The following is a 16,260-nucleotide window of genomic DNA, read 5'->3' as shown; positions in this document are numbered from 1 at the left end:
GAGAGTACGCAATGACCAGCACCATCATCGACACGGAAACCGAAAACTCCACCAGCTCCGGGGAACCCGATAGTCCTGCGGAGGCAACCACCGAGGGCCGGAACCGGAAGAGCACCAAAGAGGTCCGGCTCTCCACTGTTTACACCGCGGTGGCGGCCGCCGTGCTGATCGCCACAGTCGCACTCTTCGCCGCGCTCTGGTTCTCGGCCCGCAGTGATTTGCGCAACCGCGACGCACACGCCACAGATGACAAACACGCCGAGCAGATCGCCACCGACTACGCGATCGGCGCCTCCACCATCGACAACAAAAACCTCAAAGCGTGGTTCGGCAGACTCGGGACCGGCACCACCCCGCAACTAGCCGCCAAATTCGACGCGACCGCACCGCAACTCGAACAGATCCTGCTACCCCTGCAGTGGACATCGAACGCAACCCCGATCACCGCAGTGGTCACCTCGGAATCAGGCGGCGTCCGCAAGGTAAGCGTCTTCCTCAACGTCACCTCCACCAGCGCGCAAACACCGCAAGGCAGCCAGACCACCGTCACCTACACCGTCACAGTCGACAAGAACGCCGACTGGAAGATCACCGAAGTCGGCGGGCTGGACGCGGCACTCAGGAAATAGTCGCCCGCGCCGGCGATCTGCCAACCATGTGCATTGACAGCGGACCGAAACCGCAAGCACGCCATCTCGTTTAGTCGAGGCCCTCTGTCTGGCCGCGGTGAGCGCGGGCCAGCAGTCGGCGGGCCGAAACCGCGAGTGCCTCGTCGATCATTCGGCCATCTACGGCGATCGCACCGCGGTTCGTTTCATGTGCCGCCCTCAGGGCGTCGATCACGATCTGCGCGTTGGCGGTTTCGGCCGCACTCGGAGTGGAAGCGTCTATGACGGTGTCGATCTGGCGGGGATGGATCACCCACTTGCCATCGAAACCAAGGGCCACCGCATGTTCCACACCCGCAACGAATCCGTCGTCCACAGCGACGCCGAGGTGTGGGCCATCGATCGCAACGAGCCCGGCCGAGCGCGCCGTGGTCAGCACAGCGACTTGCGCATATAACCAGCGGGACGCCCCGAGATCGGGGCTACGCCCGAGCGAGGCGCCGAGATCGGCATAGCCGAGCACAAGTGCACTCGTCCGGCCTGAGGTAACATCAGCGCCTCCGGCCTGACTCGGACCTCGTCCAGGAAGACCGTGAACTGTCCGTCCGGCGAGACCACCGCCGTCGGCAAGGGCTACAGAGTCAGCCCGGGGGCATCGGTGGGCACCAGAACATCGACAGCGGCGAGCGCGAGTTGCCCACGAAGTCCTGGTCGCGCGCGACGATGAGCACCGCGTCGGCCTCGTCGATCGCCGAGATGAAGTACTTGCCGCCCGAGATCACCCAGCCGTCACCGTCCCGTCGAGCGGTGGTGGTCACATTGTGGCTGTTAAAACCTGCGTCCGGCTCGGTGAGCCCGAAGGCCATCTTCTTGGTGCCGTCGGCGATGCCTGGCAGCCAGTCGGCCTTCATCTGCGCCGAACCGTGTGCGGCGAGAATCGAACCACAAATCGCGGGTGAAATCACCGTCAGCAGTAGCGGAATCCCTTTCGCCGCAAGCTCTTCGATGACGATCAGCAATTCGGACAGACCCACGCCGCCCCCACCGTATTCCTCGGGCAGCTGCACACAGTGCAGTCCTGCCTGCCCGAAGTCGGACCAGCTCGTCGACTTTCCCCTCCGCACGCGACCGCTCGAGAAAGTACTCCTGACCGTATTTGGCCGCGATCTTGCCCGCGCTCTCGCGCAGCAGTTTGTGCTCGTCGGTATCGACGACGAATGCGGACACGATGTGCTCACTCTCCGGTGAAGGACGGTTGCCGTTTGGCAAGGAAGCTGTCGATGGCGGCCGGGGCATCGGCTGTCCGGCTTATGCGGCGCAGCGCGGCGGTCTCTTCGGAGAGTGCCTGATCGACGGTGGTGGTCCAGGAGTTGTGCAGCAAACGGCGCATCTCGCCGTAGCTGCGGGTCGCGCCCGCGGCGAGGCGGCGCACGACCGCCTCGGCTTCGACAGCCAATTCGTCCGCGGGGACCACGCGGTTGATCAGCCCCCAGTCGGCGGCGGTGTCGGCATCGATGACCCGGTCTTCGAACAGCATCTCTGCGGCCCGCCGGATCCCGATGAACTTCGGCAGGTACCAGGTGTTCCCCGAGTCGGCGGTGATGCCGATGCGACCGAAGCCGGTAGCGAATTTGGTTCCGGCGGCGGCGAGGGTGATATCGGCCGCGTACAGCAACCCGAGTGCGGCGCCCGCGCACGCCCCATGCACCGCGGTGACGATCGGGACCTCGACGCGGGACAGGATCCGGATGGCCTCGTGACTCAGCAGAGCCATCCTGGTCAGGGTGTCGGGCAGGTCGGCCGCGCCGTCGGAGAACGCTCTGATATCGCCGCCAACGCTGAATACCGGTCCGTTCCCGGTAATCAGCACCGCTCGCAGACTGTCGTCGTTGGCGATCGTCGTCGCCACTTCCAGCAGCGCCAGGCCCATGTCCTTGTTCATGGCGTTGCGGGCATCCGGCCGGTCCAATCGGACGAACCCGATGCCGTCCTCGACGTCGTACGCAATCAATCCCACTACCTCCGTTTAGAATTCAATACAAATTAAAGAAACAAGCATGGTCAAGGAAGATCGAGGAGTCATGACCGAACTGGAGAGCTATTGGACATCCCTCGAATCGCGGTTTCCTACCGCCGGTTCCGGACCGACGCCGCATGTTCGCGGGCGGTCGAGTAGAGATCGCCCGACCGCTCGAGGTCGGGCAACCGGCCGAACGAATGTCGCAGGTATCCGCGGTGGCGGTGAAGCAGGGGAAGTCCGGCCAATTGGCCTTCGTCACGGTACGCGCGAGCACATACGCCAATTCCTCGGTGCGGTAGAGGAAGTTCAACGGGATCGCGACCGCCCCCGCCAGCGCGATGGCGAATTTGACCGGAACGAACTCCGGATAGTTGGCCATCAGCACGCCCACGTGTTCACCCGGCCGAACACCCAGTGCGACAAGACCATCCGCCAGCCGTGCGGCCTGATCGGCGGTCTCGCGGTAGGTGAGAGTGCGGTCGTCGGTGATGACGAGCGGACGATCGCCGTGCTCGTCGGCACAGGCGCCCAGCCAGTCCCCCAGCGCGTAGGGACGCCAGTTCGGGAATCGCTCGATCAGCCGTTGCCGCCGAGTATCGAGATCGCAGGTGCGCACGCCGGTCACCCGATCTCGTCGATGGATTCGTCGAGGATGGCCTCGCGCAGTTTGAACTTCTGGACCTTACCCGACGGTGTCGTCGGCAATTCGGTGGTGACGAACCACCTGCGCGGTGTCTTGAACGGCGCGAGCCGCGTACTCAGGTGCGCCTTCACCGAATCGAGCAGATCCTCGGGCTGTTCGCCGCGTACGACGAGAACCGCAGCGACCGTCTCGCCCCATTTCTCGTGAGGTACGCCGACGACCACGGCCTGCTGCACCGAATCGTGCTCTACCAGTCGCGATTCCACTTCAGCGGGCGCGATGTTCTCACCGCCGCTGATGATCATGTCCTTGAGCCGGCCGGTCAACGTGAGGAAACCACGACTGTCCATCGACCCCAGATCGCCTGTGTGCAACCAGCCATCGGCATCGACGGTGCTCACGGTCGCCGCTGGGTCTCGGTAGTACTCGATCATCTGCTGGTAGCCGCGGGCGCAGATTTCGCCTTCGATCCCCAACGGCGCCACTCCGGTGCCATCGCTATCCGCGATCTTGGTCTCCACCTGGGCGATCGGGCGGCCGACGGTCGCGAGCTGGTCCTCGATCGAATCGGACTTGCGCGTCAGCGTGAGTACCGGTGCGAGTTCGGTCTGTCCGAACAGGTTGTGTACCGAGGCGCTGAAGACTCGTGCCGACCCCTCTATCAGCACACGCGGGACATTCGCGGCCCCGCCGATCACGCTGGTGAATTGTGGTGCGAGGTCTTCGTTTCCACGCACCGTTTCCAGCAAGGCGCTCAGCACCGTCGGTACGAAGAGCAGCACATCGGCATGCTCTGCCTTTGCCCAATCCAGTATGGCTGCCGGGGTGAAGGTTTCGACCAGTAGCGCGGTTCCCGCATTCCAGACAGGACCAAGAGTGCCGATGACACATGCGGCGGTGTGAAACATCGGCAGCGGGTTGAGGAATACCGATCCGGCGGCGACCTCGGCGGCCTCCATCGTCATCTTGGCGACATTCACCAGCGAGCGGTGCCGCAGCAGTACACCTTTCGGATTCCCCGTGGTGCCCGATGTGTACTGCAACATCACCGGCGCATCGGGATCACTCGCCCACGCACCGAATTCAATCGTCGTCTGGCCGGCCGCCTGCCAACGTCCGCGCTCCGACAAGCTGATGCGATGCTCGACGGAGCTCACCTCGGCGACAACAGATTTCGCAACGTCGGCCATGTCGTAGCGCTTGTTCTCATCGGCGTGTATCAACACTGTCGCACCGGAGTGGATCAGCGCATATGCGAGCTCGCCCTGACGCAAGGCCGGGTTGATCGCCACGAGCACGCGCCCCGCCAGTGCCGCACCGAATTCGATGATCGGCCACTCCACGACGTTCGGCGCCCACAGGGCCACGAAGTCACCCGGTGCGGTGATGGCCGCCAGCGCGGATGCGACGCGGAGCGCCTCGTCGTACAGCTGCGCGTAGGTGTATCGGTGTAGTTCGGTGGTGCCATGTGGTGTGCCGACCAGGGCGACGGTGCCGCCATGGTGTTCGGCACGCTCGGCCAGCAGCGAGCCGACGGTGTGATCCGACAGTGGCACACTGTCGTCGCGCGCCCAATAGGACTCGGTGAGGTTACGTTCTGCCGCAAATATCATGTGCGTGCTTCCATCTACTTACCGCGAAACGCGGGGGTTCTCTTCTCCTGGAACGCCGAGACTCCCTCGGCGAAATCTTCGGTGTCGAACAGGCGGACCTGGGCATCGACCTCGTGCTCCAGCATCGCCATCGGATCGCTGGGCCATCGCGTCAGCAGCGACTTCATAGCGGCGATCGCCAATGGCGGTGTATTTTCTGGCCCGCGCCGAGCCGGAGTCGATGCATCTCCTGATCGACGGCGGACTGCTGGTCATCGGCCGAGATGTCGAACACCGCAGCCACCAACTTGGCGCACCGATCGCCGCGCCCCTCGTCGGAGATCCCGTGATAAATACGCCGAGAACTCAATCGGACATGCGACCGCAGCCGTCGACGGTCATGCGGTGAACGGGCATCCCAGACCGCCCGGCGGCGGGGCGAACGAATCCAAACCCATCGCCTGGTACCTCGCTACCAATTGCTCATAACGCCAACGGTTGTAGGCCAGCGGTGAGTACTGCAGCCGCTTGGGCAGGTACCGGTAGGCCAGCGGCAGCAGTGTGGCCGCGACCTGGAACTCGAAGCGGTTCAACCTCGTCCACTCCACCGGCGCCATCTTCCTGACATCGGGATGCATGATCCCGAAAGAACAGATGAAAACGATATGCCCGATGACCGGTCCCACGATCGACCACATCGGCCGCGACACCCTCGGAAGAAACTCCGGAACAGGCGGACTCAGCAAACTCTCGACGACGTTGTCCAGCGTCTTGGTCCGCCGCAACTTGGTTCGCACCATCTCGTCGTAGTGGTGCAGCGCCTCGACGTAGGTGGCCGGAAGCCGCCCTCGCCCAGGCAATTCCAGGCCGGAGAACGCTTCGGTGACGAACTCCCAGAAGAACTGATCGTCCTGCTCGCTCAACTCCTCGCCGGTGATCGGCGTGTATGCGTTGCGCATCATGAAGATGGTGCTGTACAGGATCCAGTTCCACGACTCCGGATTAAGCGCACTGTACCGAATCCCGTTGTACCCCACTCCTTTTACGTCGCGATGCAGTCGCTTGAGCCGTTCGAACTCCACGCTCCGGTCGGGATCTTCGCTCCAGAAGGCGAGTTGGTCGGCGGCGGCCGTGCGGAACGCTCGCTCGAAGGGTGTGAAGCGGATTCGGCCGGTGGATTCCACACCCGCACTCACCGTGGGCAACATCGTCTGGTCGAACAGCGCTGCGGCGAACAACCCCTTCAACACACTGGCGTTGTACCAGCGGAACCGAGCGAACGCCGCCTGTCGTGCGGCCGAATGATCCGCACCGTCATCGCTGTGACCGCCAGCGATTCGATCGGGGCTGCCACTTGGCATCGCGTCCGTCGTCATTGCACTACCTCATCGTTGAGCGCAGGTGCGAACCTACTCAATAGGACAGTATTTGACGATACGTCCTATAGGACAAAATAGGAAGCATTGTCCTGTTTCGGTCGCTCCGGCCCATTCGGAGGCGCTATCCTAGTCCCATGGCTGCCCAGGTCGACGCACTTCCCGCGAGCAGCGCGGTCTCCCCCTCCACCGATGCCACCGCCGACCGCATCCTCGACGCCGCACTCACTCGATTCGCCAGCGCGGGAATTCGAGGCACATCGATGGATGACGTCGCCCGCGAAGCCAAACTCGCCCGCTCAGGGGTGTATCGCTACTTCCGCAGCAAGAACGACCTCATCGAAGCCGCCGTCATGCGCGAACTACAACGATTCCTGCGCGAGTTCGAACACGCCACCGCCGACGCGCACGACCCGACAACCATCGCGGCCGAGGGTTTCGTACTCACGATCAGCTTCGCCACAACCAGCCCCATCCTCGGCGAACTCCTACTCACCGACTCCGACCTACTCCCCTACCTCACGATCAGGGGCGGCTCGATCATCGCCATCGCACGCGCGTTCCTTGTCGACCGACTACGGCGGGAAGCGATCTCACCCGACGACTACGACATCCAGCAGGAAGTAGCAGAAACCGCTGTACGCCTTGCGATGTCGTTCGTTACCAACCGCGACAGCTGCATCGACCTCGACGACGAACAAACCCTGCGCCGCTACGCGGGCCGGGTCGTCGCCCCCATCGCCGCACTACTCACCGAACGGCACTAGCCGTTCATTTCACAGGCCATCCCGTCGGGAGAGGGAGGTGTTCATGGCGTGGCGTAGGGCTGGTCACCCATCACGGGTCGATCGCGGGCACCAACCGAACAACAGTAGCGATTCTCGCCGCCACCGTTCAGGTAAGGGTGCGCGACGAACCCCGAGCAGATCCCGGGCGGCATACACGCTAGTCAATCGTGGTCTGCGATGTCCGTATCGCGGACAATGCCTGAATCGTGTTGTCGGACCCTGCAACAGCCATATTCGAGTCGGATGCAGCGCCGCCCGGTGACCTCTCGATCGCATTCGCGCTTGTCGTGTCTAGTTTACTGGCGCAACCCATTCCGAGATGTTTCAAGTGATCTCGTTATCTGAAGCGACTCTAGGTTGACTGCGTCCAATCACCGTCGCGGTTGGCGAGCGGGTGGGGCTCGGCGTAGGGCGCGATGGCCCACTGGGTATGGCCGAAGTAACTGCCTCCGGTCATCGCCACCCGGCCGTCGCACCAAGGCTGCTGCCGCAGCCAGGCGAGGGTGGTCAGACCGTCGTATTGTTCGGCGGTGAAGGGGCGGAAGTGGCCTCCCCGAACAACAGTCCGTTCAACCGGTCCCGGCCGTAGGGCAGGCGAATGAGCACGACCGGCATAGGGTCCGACGCGTCGACGGGACGATAGAGGTCGCCGAGCAGAGACACCCCGTCCGGCATGGGAACTTCGATATCGCGTCGCACCTTCACCGTGGTCGCCGCGTACGGCAGGCCCAGCATGGCGTCGACGGCACGTCCGACGAGCCTGCTCAATAATCCGTTGTCGTTCATGTCGTGGCCGTCCCGGTGATCGTTGCCGGGCCACCGGGGATCTCATGGTCGGTGAACACAGCGTTGTCGGCGTTGTCGCATATCTGGGCGATGATCTTTTCCCAGAGCGGCTTGGGGATCTCGTGGCCCATGCCGGGGAAGACCGAGAGGGTGGAGTGCTCGATGAGGGCGTGCAGCGCTCTGGATCCGGCTGGGTCGACGAGCTGGTCGGCCGTACCGTGGATGATCGTGGTCGGCACCGTGATCGTCGACAGCAGCTCACTGCGGTCGGCCGAGTTCTCGAATGCTGCCGTCTGGCGGTCGATCCCGGCCGGGTGGTAGCAGCGGTCATACATCTGCCGCCCGAGCTCGAGCAGCCAGACGGTGTCCTGCGGATAAACCGTCGAAGCGCAGGGCTTCTCGTTTTCCACGTACAGCGTGGCTGCGTCTTCGCGGGTCGGGTTTCTCGACGCGGTAAGCCGTTCTCGGATGATGTCGATACCGACGGCGTAGTCGATGCTCGGCGCGGTGTAGACGAGAGCAAGGGAGAGCACCCAGTCGGGGTGGTCCACGGCCAGGTGCTGGGCAATCATGCCGCCCATCGACTGCCCGACGACATGGACCGCTCCGGTGCCGAGCGCCTGCAGCAGACCGACCGCATCGTCGGCCATCTGGGACAGGTCGTACCCGCCCTCGGGGAACTTCTGCGACAGACCGACATCACGGTTGTCGAAGCGCACGACGCGGTACCCGCCCTCGGCCAGTGCCCGGCAGAATTCCGCACGCCAACCGAGCATATGGGCACCGTGCCCCTGGATCAGCACCATCACCGGATGGTGGGGCTCGCCGAACTCGTCGTAATGGATCGAGACGCCACGGGGCGTCGTCACAGTAGGCACGGACAGATCTCCTGGTTGTAGGGAACGTTGCTGCGTCAGCGGACGCTGCGGATGCGCAGCATGAGGATGCCGGAGACAACGGCGCACACGGCACCGAAGGCATAGAGGGTGACGTATCCACCGAGCCAAGTGATGATCGCGCTGGCGACCGCGGCCGACAGCAACTGCGGAAGGCCGGTGGCGACTTGCAGGATCCCCAGATCGCGGCCCGCGCTGTCAGCGTGCGGCAGCACCAGAGACATTACGGCGAGATCGATGGCGACATAGGTGCCGATCGCGGCCCCGATGGACCCGGAAAAGATCAACATCCCGGTCCAGGTCGGGCTGATGACGGGGATGGTCATCGACGCCGCCAGGCCGAGCGCGCTGATGCCGACGAAGAGCTTGCGACGGTCGAAGCGGTCGGCCAGTGAGCCGACAATACTCGCCACAACGATCCACGCGATGATCGTCACGGTCAGCAAAGTACTGACGGCGGCCGCGGCGTCTCCGCCGGGAATGTTCGCCGTCCCGATGTAGTCCTGCAGTATGTAGTACAGATAGCCGTTGACGGTGAAATAGGCCGCAAAGAGCCCGAATCGGCTGAAGAAGGCCAGGCGGAAGTCACGGTGGCCGAAGGCCGCAAGGAAGTATCGGAGTGCTTCGGAGAGGCTGCGCCGCTGCTTCGAGACAGACGCCATCTCGAGTGAGGACGGCTCCCGTGCGCCGAGGAGGAACACGGTCGTGGTCGCGACCACCGCGACACCGAAGACGGCGTAGGCCGCGAACTGGCTCACCCGGCTGGCCAGGTTGACCCCGACGACGATGCCGACCGGAGTCCCCAGCCCGATGACAGCAGAGGCCAGCCCTCGGCGTTCGACGGGTACCCGGTCGGGCAGCATCGCCGTGATCGCGCCCTGGTAGAAGTTCAACGCGAACCACAGCGCGAAAGCGGCAACGAGCAGTCCGACCAGGTTCGAAGCCAGCCCCATGCACCCGGCAAGAACGCCGGAGACAATGGCGGACAAGGCAATCCACGGCGCACGACGCCCGAAGCGCGATCGAGTCCGGTCGGAGACCGAGCCACCGGTGGGGATAGCGATCATCGACGCGATCGCGGCGATCGTTGTGACGAGGGCGAGATTGCCCACCTTCGAGGCCGGGTCCATCGCCTCGACCTGCGCCGGGAGAACCACCGACGAGACACCATTGAACAGCGCGTACATCGCCGTCGTCGCCGGAAACACCATGGTGAGCAGGCGCCCGAGCGCGACGTTGTGGCTGCCGGTAGCGACTGGCCTGGTGGTGGCGGCATCCGCTGCCGTGATCATGTTCGCCGGATCGGCGATTGGGGCGGTAGCCGCCGCAGCGGCGGTGTCAGGCGGCATGGACTCGGTCACGGGCACCTCGGTCGTGTCATATCTGGAGCCACCGCCACGGAGTACAGGTGGCAGCGCGGGGACGTGGTCGATAAACGTCGTCACGCTCCACCGATGAGGTGGTCCTCGACCTTGTGATAGGCTCACTAATACGTATTAGGTACCTGGTAGGACAGTAACGGCCGATTGTGACCAACGCAATAGGCCGACAGCAACCTTTTCGACGGGAGTCGTGTTGCCGCGAGTCACCAGCAAGGACGTCGCCCGCGCAGCCGGGGTGTCACAGACGACAGTGAGCTTCGTGCTCAACGGCCGCGACGAGCACGGTATTTCCGATGAGACTCGCCAGCATGTGGTCGACATGGCCCGACGTCTCGGGTACGTGCCATCAGCCGCAGCTCGGGCGTTACGTGCGGGGCGGAGCGAGGTGGTGGTGTGTCTGGTGCCAGACCTCCCGGTGAGTGAGGCCTTCGAAGTCATGAAGCGTCAACTCAGTGCGGCCATGGGCCGAGACGGATACACCTGCGTCTTCCTGGAGATGGCCAACGTCGCGGGCGGCGATCTGTCCACGGTGTGGAAGCACATCGATCCGGCCGCGGTCATATCCTTTGCCGCGCTGTCGGATATCGACGCCGAGGCACTGCGGTCCGCGGACGTCCCCGTACTCGACGACGTCCTACAACCGGACGGTGCCCAGCTCGAGGGCCTGGACCAGCGGGAGATCGGATATCTGCAGGTCCAACACTTGGCGTCGCGCGGCCACCGCGTCATCGGGTTCGCCGCGATCGCCGACCCGCGCGAGACTCCGTTCTGCCGGCCGCGCATCGCCGGGGCCCGACAAGCCTGCCGTGAGCTTGGATTGACCGAGCCTGCCGTGGCCGTCGTCGATTACTCACCCGCCATCGCACGAGACGCGGTGCTGGCCTGGCGGGCGTCCGACGCTCCGATCACCGCCGTCGCAGCGTTCAACGACCTCGTCGCCATCGCCATTCTCGGCGTGTGTCGTACCGAAGGCATCACCGTGCCCGACGACCTGGCCGTCATCGGCGTGGACGACCTCCCCGCCGCGAACCTCGTCGTCCCGGCCCTGTCTACCGTTTCGATGGATCTGTCGATCCCGGCACGCAACCTCGCCGTACAAGTGCTCGCCCTGATCCGGGGCGAGCCGACGGCGGGCCTTGTCCACAACAGCGAGGTGCTTCGTCTCGTCGAACGTCAGTCTGTCCAGCCTGCACTATTGACGGCAATCGAGTCGTTGGCCCCTGAATGTGGGAAAGCCATCCCAGCCGGTGATGACTCAACCATGAAGCCCGGCAAGAAAATCGGGCCGGTTTAGTCACCTCCTGTGAGCTGAGCGCGAGAAAGATCGAGGCCAATACATAAGTTGTAGCGAATCAAGGGTGACCGTTATCGAATCCGACCCGAAGGAGTCACATGCGAGCACGAATTGTTTTCCCGATACTGGCAGCCATAGTCGTGGCAGCGTGCGGCACATCCACCGACACGGCCGAGCCGAAGGTGCAATCACCCGGAACGCTGATATCCAAGCGTTCCTTGGGCAATCTCGACCCCCAGCTGTCCTCGGCCGTCTCCTCGGCCACCTACATCCGCTACCAATCGACCTCCCCGGCCGGAAAACCGATCGAGGTGTCGGGTGCAGTATTCCTGCCCAACGGTGACGCCCCTGCCGGGGGCTGGCCGCTGATCGCCTTCGCACACGCCACCACCGGCGTCGCCAACGCGTGTGCGCCCACCAGTTTGCCCGCCATGCTCGACTCCGGTCCCGCGGTGGCACAGATACTGGCCGGGCATCGCGCCGTGGTGATGACCAACTATCAGGGTCTCGACGGCCCGGGCAACGCGCCGTATATAGACTCCCTATCCTCGGGCTACGACGTGCTGAACGCGGTGCGCGCCGCACGCGCCACCGGCCAGCCGCTGGCCCAGGACACCGTGATCGTCGGCGGCTCCCAGGGCGGGCGCGCCGCGGAATCAGCCGCCGAAACCACGAAATCCTATGCGCCGGAACTGAACATCCGTGGAGTCGTACTGTTGTCCCCGGCGCTGGAACTCCGATTCACCGACGGTATCCGCGCCGGTACGCTCAACGCCCCCGATCAATACCTGATGCTGCCGTATCTGATGGCGGCCGTGCGGTACCACAACCCTGGCTACGGCGACGACCGGGTCCTGCACGGTGATCTGCTCGCCGCCGCACCGCGTCTGGAGAAGCAGTGCACCAACGACACGACCCCCGCCGACGTCGCCGTCGGCACGGCGGCCACTCCCGATGCTGCTCGTTTCGCCGACGACGCGGCCGCACAACCTTTCTCCGACTTCGAATCCCGCAACAACTTGCCGAAGTCAGCCACCACCCTGCCCACCTACATCCTCCGCGGCGATGCCGACGTCCTGGCGAACACCGCGTGGTCCACCGAAGCGATCGCCAAGATGTGTGCCCTCGGTACCCCGGTCCACGACCTGGTCGTCCCGGGCGGCCACGGCGTCCCAGTCAGCGACATTGTCTTCCCGGGCGGCAACGGCGTCCCGGGCAACGTGTCCGGTCAGTGGCTGCGCTGGATCGACGACCTGTTCGCCGGCACCCCCATCACATCGACCTGCCCGCGGTGACCCGTGCATCCGCTCCGCAGCGGGCGCCCATCTCTCGCCCGGCTACTCATGGGCCCTGCCCATCCGGCCGCCCTCCCGCTGACGCTGCCCGCGACCCACATTTCCCATGCCATCGCTGTGCAACACGATCACGCGCTCGGCAGCGCCAAACGATGAGTCAACTCGTTCAGATCGCCCACCCACCTCTAGCCTGCGCCATTCATAGCGATTGAGTTTTCGTCTGCCTCAAATGGCGAAAGGTGCCCTGACCTGCGATAATTCGACTTGTCTAAAGTTGAATTACGCGAGGTGAAGGACACCTTTCTGGTGAGAGATTCTAACGTGGTACCCGCGGCTTGCCGCGGACGGGGACGGGTCGGGTTTGGTCGCGCAGGCGGGGACGCTGCTGCTGGTGCGGACCGCGGAGAAGATCGGCCTGGTCAAAGGCTTGTCGGAAGCGTTGGCGCCGTGGCGGAAACCGCTGTCGACGCACAATCCGGGCAAGATCGTGCTGGACTTGGCGATCGCCGTCGCGGCCGGTGGTGACTTTGCCGCTGATGTGTCGCTGCCACGCACCCAGCCGGGAATATTCGGTCTCGTTGCTTCGGATCCGACGGTGTCGCGGCTGATCACTACTTTGGCAGCGGATGCGCCGAAAGCGTTGTCTGCCATCGCGAAAGCTCGCGCTGACGCGCGGGCCGCAGCATGGAAACGCGCCGGTGAGCATGCCCCCGATCACGGGATCGATGCCGCGAATCCATTGATCATCGATCTGGACGCCACGCTGCTCGATGCTCACTCCGAGAAGGAGAACGCCGCCCCGACCCACAAAAAAGGGGGTCGGGTTCCACCCGTTGTGCGCGTTCATCGACCACGGTCGCGACGGCACCGGTGAACCCGCCGCGATCGCGCTGCGCGCCGGGAACACCGCCGCGGACCACAAAACGGTCCTCGCCGATGCGTTGCAGCAGCTGCCGGGGCAAGTGTCGTGGCGGATCGGCCGAAAGGTGCTGGTGCGCACCGACGCTGGTGGCGGCACCCACGAGTTCATTGACTACTGCCAGGCCCGGCGGGTGCAGTACTCACTCGGGTTCAACTCCGAAGGTGGCTACGCGAACGGATACCTCTGCCGACTGGACATCTCGCTGTACGGAGTGCTATTACCGCGAGGACAGTTTCGGCAGATCGGCGGCGACTCACAATCAGCGGTATGCCGCCCGTGACGTCCCTCGAGCGGCACAACCCGCACTACCACCCAGATGCGGATGTTCGAAGCAATCTGCGGGTTGCGGACCTGCGCAGAGCGGGACGCTGGGAGTGCCAACAAGATTCGCTAGTAGTGCATCCGATGGCAGACTGTACCGGGTTCAGCCTTTGCTGAGTCTGTCTTCACGATCCCGCGCTTATGCCCGTGAAGGCACCGCGCGACACCCACCTCAGACATCTAAGCGACCGCGTCATCCTCGTACCCTCGCTCCATGCAATCCTGGAGTCCAATTCTCATGGGCAGAGATCGAGTAGAACTGGCTCTAGGTCGAGAAGATCGCACTGTCTGGCGATGAAGCGCTCACAGCCATCAACAATGTCCCGAGTCATTCTCTGAACCAAATGTGAACCAAGTAAATCCGGACCGAGCCTCTACTTTTCGAGTCCAACGACACCGAAGAAAATAATGAGAACCCAGGTAAAATATTGGTCGCCGATGTGGTCTAATTACCGCTCTTGACCCGCAACCGCACAGAGGGCTAACCTGCTGCACATGAACACCTACAGTCAGGCTGTAGGTGGGAAAAATGGGTCGAAGTCCCTGATGGCGCACCCTTTTCAAGGCCCCCGTAGTTCGATAACACGGGCTTTCATCACGTCACGAGCCTTCACCGGTTCCGGGGCAATCGCAATCTCGCTCTCATCCCACGGCTTGCTGGTCACCCGTGGGTGTGGAATTGCACGGAGGCGAGCGGTCGAGGAATGCGCCGAGTTCGTCGAGCACCTGCTGCGCCGCTAAGAACACGCAGGCACCGAGGCCGGCCAGGTGGGGTATTCCCGGTCCAACTCCGGCAGGAATTCCGCCCCGACACCGCCGCGACGACGCAAACCCGATCCCAATAGCCCGCTCCTGCGCGAATGGGACGCAATGGCAAGGATCAGGGGTGAACAACACAGCCACGATCGTCACCTACGCGATCTGCGAAGCAGACCAGTAGTGACAGTGAGTGATTCGCCAGGGATCCGCTCCCACCCCGAGGTCGGCCCGCTTCTACTCAAGATCTTTACTCACGGCTTCCTCTTGATGCGGCAGCCAAGAGACTCTCAGTCGTGGTAATCAGGTCATCAGCGAGCCCTGGAACAGCCCCTGATGTCACCACGGTGATGTCAGTCCCCATCGGAATTGTGCTTGTTTTTATGCGATAGTTCCACGAAACCGTCCCCCGCTCGATCATAGAAAGCTGGGGCTCCCCGTCCTCGTCTAAGCGGCACTGCAGGAGCGGCGCGTCTATCAACACAATCGGTAGCACTACCGTGGGGAAGACGAAACCGAATGACTCAATTTCTCGACGAGCACCCGCCGCGGCTTTCACAGCCGACATCATCGCACCGAAGGCAACATCCTCATTCCCGCCGCCATGTGCACGCACGAGCGCGTATCCAAAAGGTTCGTAGCCATCCAGAAGCGGTACATCATCTTCGGGATCAAGACCCTCACTAAGAAGGTGCAATGCACTGTCCGGGGCAACGAACCGGAGAGACCGCCGAATCGCCCTCGTAGACTGACGATTCGTTTCGCCAGTGAATAGAATCCAAGGCTTATCGCGTGCCGACTTGCATTCAATTGTCAACGCTACAGACACACCACGCGAATCTTCACCATCTCGATGCGCCCTGACCAGTACATCGGTCTCACGCTGCTGGCCTGTTTCGACATCCACGTAGTAGTAGCCCAGCACCGCCCAGATATCCCTCGACTGAAACTCGCGTGCTGTGCGCATTTCCAGGGGATATCCCTGGCTTCGCAACCACTTAGCGACACTTTCGATCAACCCTTGGGATTCAGTCATGCACGCCCTCCCCAACTAGTCACCTTGTCCGACAACGGTATGTGAAATTCTTGGACCTGACCCCTCTTGCCGAGCAGGGTAACCCGTACGAGTCGGTCCAGAGTCAGATCTGATCAAGGCGTTGGCTGAGGCCGACGACTGGCACCAACCGACCGGCCATAGGCGAGTTGCTGAGTCGGCCTGCTCGGCCACTCGCGAGATGCGCCACGGGCACGCTTGCCCCAGAGTTGACCGCTCATTGCCATCCATCGCTGGACACTCAATATTCGTTCGCGTTCTCAGCGTGTCGACACGCAGCAACGGCCCGGATCCACCGACCACCCTGGGACTGAGATCGACCCGCTTGCCGCATCGGCGTACCTTGAGGGTCTTGTCCAAATCGCACAGCTTTGGTCCTACCTGCGTGGGGCGTCCCGCGATGAATATGCCGCTTCCGCGCACATGTCCGACCGCACAACTATTTGCCAGCAGATTGCTATGCCGCGAACCCCTCCGGCGCGTCGCACACCGACACGCCGAAGGCTGCACGATCGTCGCGAATGTTT

Annotated in this window: 17 protein-coding genes and 2 pseudogenes; 7 read left to right on the top strand and 12 right to left on the bottom strand. The window is 63.3% G+C overall.

Features of this window, described 5'->3' with window-relative positions; translation table 11 throughout:
* Positions 1-11: 11 nt before the first annotated feature.
* Positions 12-629 carry a hypothetical protein gene (locus ACIBK2_RS11915; protein ID WP_396966284.1) on the top strand — a complete coding sequence of 206 codons (618 nt, stop codon included), beginning with the start codon at positions 12-14 and terminating at the stop codon, positions 627-629.
* 70 nt (positions 630-699) lie between these two features.
* Here the strand turns inward: ACIBK2_RS11915 and ACIBK2_RS11910 are convergent, their stop codons facing one another.
* From ACIBK2_RS11910 to ACIBK2_RS11900, 3 genes are all read right to left on the bottom strand, one after another.
* Positions 700-1,131: an aldolase/citrate lyase family protein gene (locus ACIBK2_RS11910; RefSeq protein ID WP_396966282.1), complete on the bottom strand. Its 432-nt coding sequence runs from the start codon at positions 1,129-1,131 to the stop codon at positions 700-702.
* Positions 1,132-1,249: 118 nt separating this feature from the next.
* Positions 1,250-1,732 carry an acyl-CoA dehydrogenase family protein gene (locus ACIBK2_RS11905; protein WP_396966280.1) on the bottom strand — a complete coding sequence of 161 codons (483 nt, stop codon included), beginning with the start codon at positions 1,730-1,732 and terminating at the stop codon, positions 1,250-1,252.
* Between the two features lie 110 nt (positions 1,733-1,842).
* A complete protein-coding gene (locus ACIBK2_RS11900) occupies positions 1,843-2,625 on the bottom strand; it encodes an enoyl-CoA hydratase/isomerase family protein (protein ID WP_396966278.1) in 783 nt (260 codons plus the stop codon).
* A 137-nt stretch (positions 2,626-2,762) separates the two neighbouring features.
* On the opposite strand from ACIBK2_RS11900, the gene ACIBK2_RS11895 reads away from it, so the two are divergent.
* A complete protein-coding gene (locus ACIBK2_RS11895) occupies positions 2,763-2,927 on the top strand; it encodes a hypothetical protein (RefSeq protein WP_396967205.1) in 165 nt (54 codons plus the stop codon).
* A 20-nt stretch (positions 2,928-2,947) separates the two neighbouring features.
* Here the strand turns inward: ACIBK2_RS11895 and ACIBK2_RS11890 are convergent.
* The 3 genes and pseudogenes from ACIBK2_RS11890 to ACIBK2_RS11880 form a co-directional block, all read right to left on the bottom strand.
* Positions 2,948-3,244: pseudogene (locus ACIBK2_RS11890) on the bottom strand (AMP-binding protein); the annotation flags it as partial.
* Between the two features lie 5 nt (positions 3,245-3,249).
* Entirely contained in the window at positions 3,250-4,884 is a 1,635-nt protein-coding gene (locus ACIBK2_RS11885) for a class I adenylate-forming enzyme family protein (RefSeq protein ID WP_396966276.1), read from the bottom strand.
* A 14-nt stretch (positions 4,885-4,898) separates the two neighbouring features.
* A complete protein-coding gene (locus ACIBK2_RS11880; protein WP_396966274.1) occupies positions 4,899-5,051 on the bottom strand; it encodes a hypothetical protein in 153 nt (50 codons plus the stop codon).
* A 14-nt stretch (positions 5,052-5,065) separates the two neighbouring features.
* Between ACIBK2_RS11880 and ACIBK2_RS11875 the strand changes: the two genes are divergently transcribed.
* The gene (locus tag ACIBK2_RS11875) at positions 5,066-5,272 is read left to right on the top strand and encodes a hypothetical protein (RefSeq protein WP_396966272.1); all 207 of its coding nucleotides are present in this window, start codon (positions 5,066-5,068) and stop codon (positions 5,270-5,272) included.
* On the opposite strand, the gene ACIBK2_RS11870 is transcribed toward ACIBK2_RS11875, so the two are convergent.
* Entirely contained in the window at positions 5,262-6,239 is a 978-nt protein-coding gene (locus ACIBK2_RS11870) for an oxygenase MpaB family protein (protein ID WP_396966270.1), read from the bottom strand. The genes ACIBK2_RS11875 and ACIBK2_RS11870 overlap by 11 nt on opposite strands.
* A 137-nt stretch (positions 6,240-6,376) precedes the next feature.
* On the opposite strand from ACIBK2_RS11870, the gene ACIBK2_RS11865 reads away from it, so the two are divergent.
* On the top strand, positions 6,377-7,006 hold the full coding sequence (locus tag ACIBK2_RS11865; protein ID WP_396966268.1) for a TetR/AcrR family transcriptional regulator: 630 nt from the start codon (positions 6,377-6,379) through the stop codon (positions 7,004-7,006).
* A 373-nt stretch (positions 7,007-7,379) separates the two neighbouring features.
* Here the strand turns inward: ACIBK2_RS11865 and ACIBK2_RS11860 are convergent, their stop codons facing one another.
* Genes ACIBK2_RS11860 through ACIBK2_RS11845 form a run of 4 tightly spaced genes read right to left on the bottom strand, consistent with a single transcriptional unit; the run spans position 7,380 to position 10,070 of the window.
* Positions 7,380-7,520 carry a CocE/NonD family hydrolase gene (locus tag ACIBK2_RS11860; RefSeq protein ID WP_396967203.1) on the bottom strand — a complete coding sequence of 47 codons (141 nt, stop codon included), beginning with the start codon at positions 7,518-7,520 and terminating at the stop codon, positions 7,380-7,382.
* A gap of 14 nt (positions 7,521-7,534) precedes the next feature.
* Positions 7,535-7,813 carry a hypothetical protein gene (locus tag ACIBK2_RS11855; RefSeq protein ID WP_396967255.1) on the bottom strand — a complete coding sequence of 93 codons (279 nt, stop codon included), beginning with the start codon at positions 7,811-7,813 and terminating at the stop codon, positions 7,535-7,537.
* Complete coding sequence (locus ACIBK2_RS11850) at positions 7,810-8,691, bottom strand: alpha/beta fold hydrolase (RefSeq protein WP_396966266.1); 882 nt, start codon at positions 8,689-8,691, stop codon at positions 7,810-7,812. The genes ACIBK2_RS11855 and ACIBK2_RS11850 overlap by 4 nt, the downstream gene beginning before the upstream one ends.
* A 35-nt stretch (positions 8,692-8,726) precedes the next feature.
* Positions 8,727-10,070: an MFS transporter gene (locus tag ACIBK2_RS11845; protein ID WP_396966264.1), complete on the bottom strand. Its 1,344-nt coding sequence runs from the start codon at positions 10,068-10,070 to the stop codon at positions 8,727-8,729.
* Positions 10,071-10,284: 214 nt separating this feature from the next.
* On the opposite strand from ACIBK2_RS11845, the gene ACIBK2_RS11840 reads away from it, so the two are divergent.
* The 3 genes and pseudogenes from ACIBK2_RS11840 to ACIBK2_RS11830 form a co-directional block, all read left to right on the top strand.
* Positions 10,285-11,385, top strand: coding sequence for a LacI family DNA-binding transcriptional regulator (locus tag ACIBK2_RS11840; protein WP_396966262.1), 1,101 nt, complete (start codon positions 10,285-10,287; stop codon positions 11,383-11,385).
* 98 nt (positions 11,386-11,483) lie between these two features.
* Positions 11,484-12,680, top strand: a complete 1,197-nt coding sequence (locus ACIBK2_RS11835) for a lipase family protein (RefSeq protein WP_396966260.1) — start codon at positions 11,484-11,486, stop codon at positions 12,678-12,680.
* Between the two features lie 313 nt (positions 12,681-12,993).
* A pseudogene (locus ACIBK2_RS11830) lies at positions 12,994-13,753 on the top strand (transposase); the annotation flags it as partial.
* Positions 13,754-14,929: 1,176 nt separating this feature from the next.
* Here ACIBK2_RS11830 and ACIBK2_RS11825 read toward each other — a convergent pair.
* Positions 14,930-15,715 (bottom strand): hypothetical protein, encoded by a 786-nt coding sequence (locus tag ACIBK2_RS11825; RefSeq protein WP_396966258.1) that lies wholly within the window; start codon positions 15,713-15,715, stop codon positions 14,930-14,932.
* Positions 15,716-16,260 lie beyond the last annotated feature (545 nt).

The organism is Nocardia sp. NPDC050175 (assembly GCF_044459885.1).
Classification (GTDB): Bacteria; Actinomycetota; Actinomycetes; order Mycobacteriales; family Mycobacteriaceae; genus Nocardia.
This window is presented reverse-complemented; position numbering and strand designations above follow the sequence as displayed.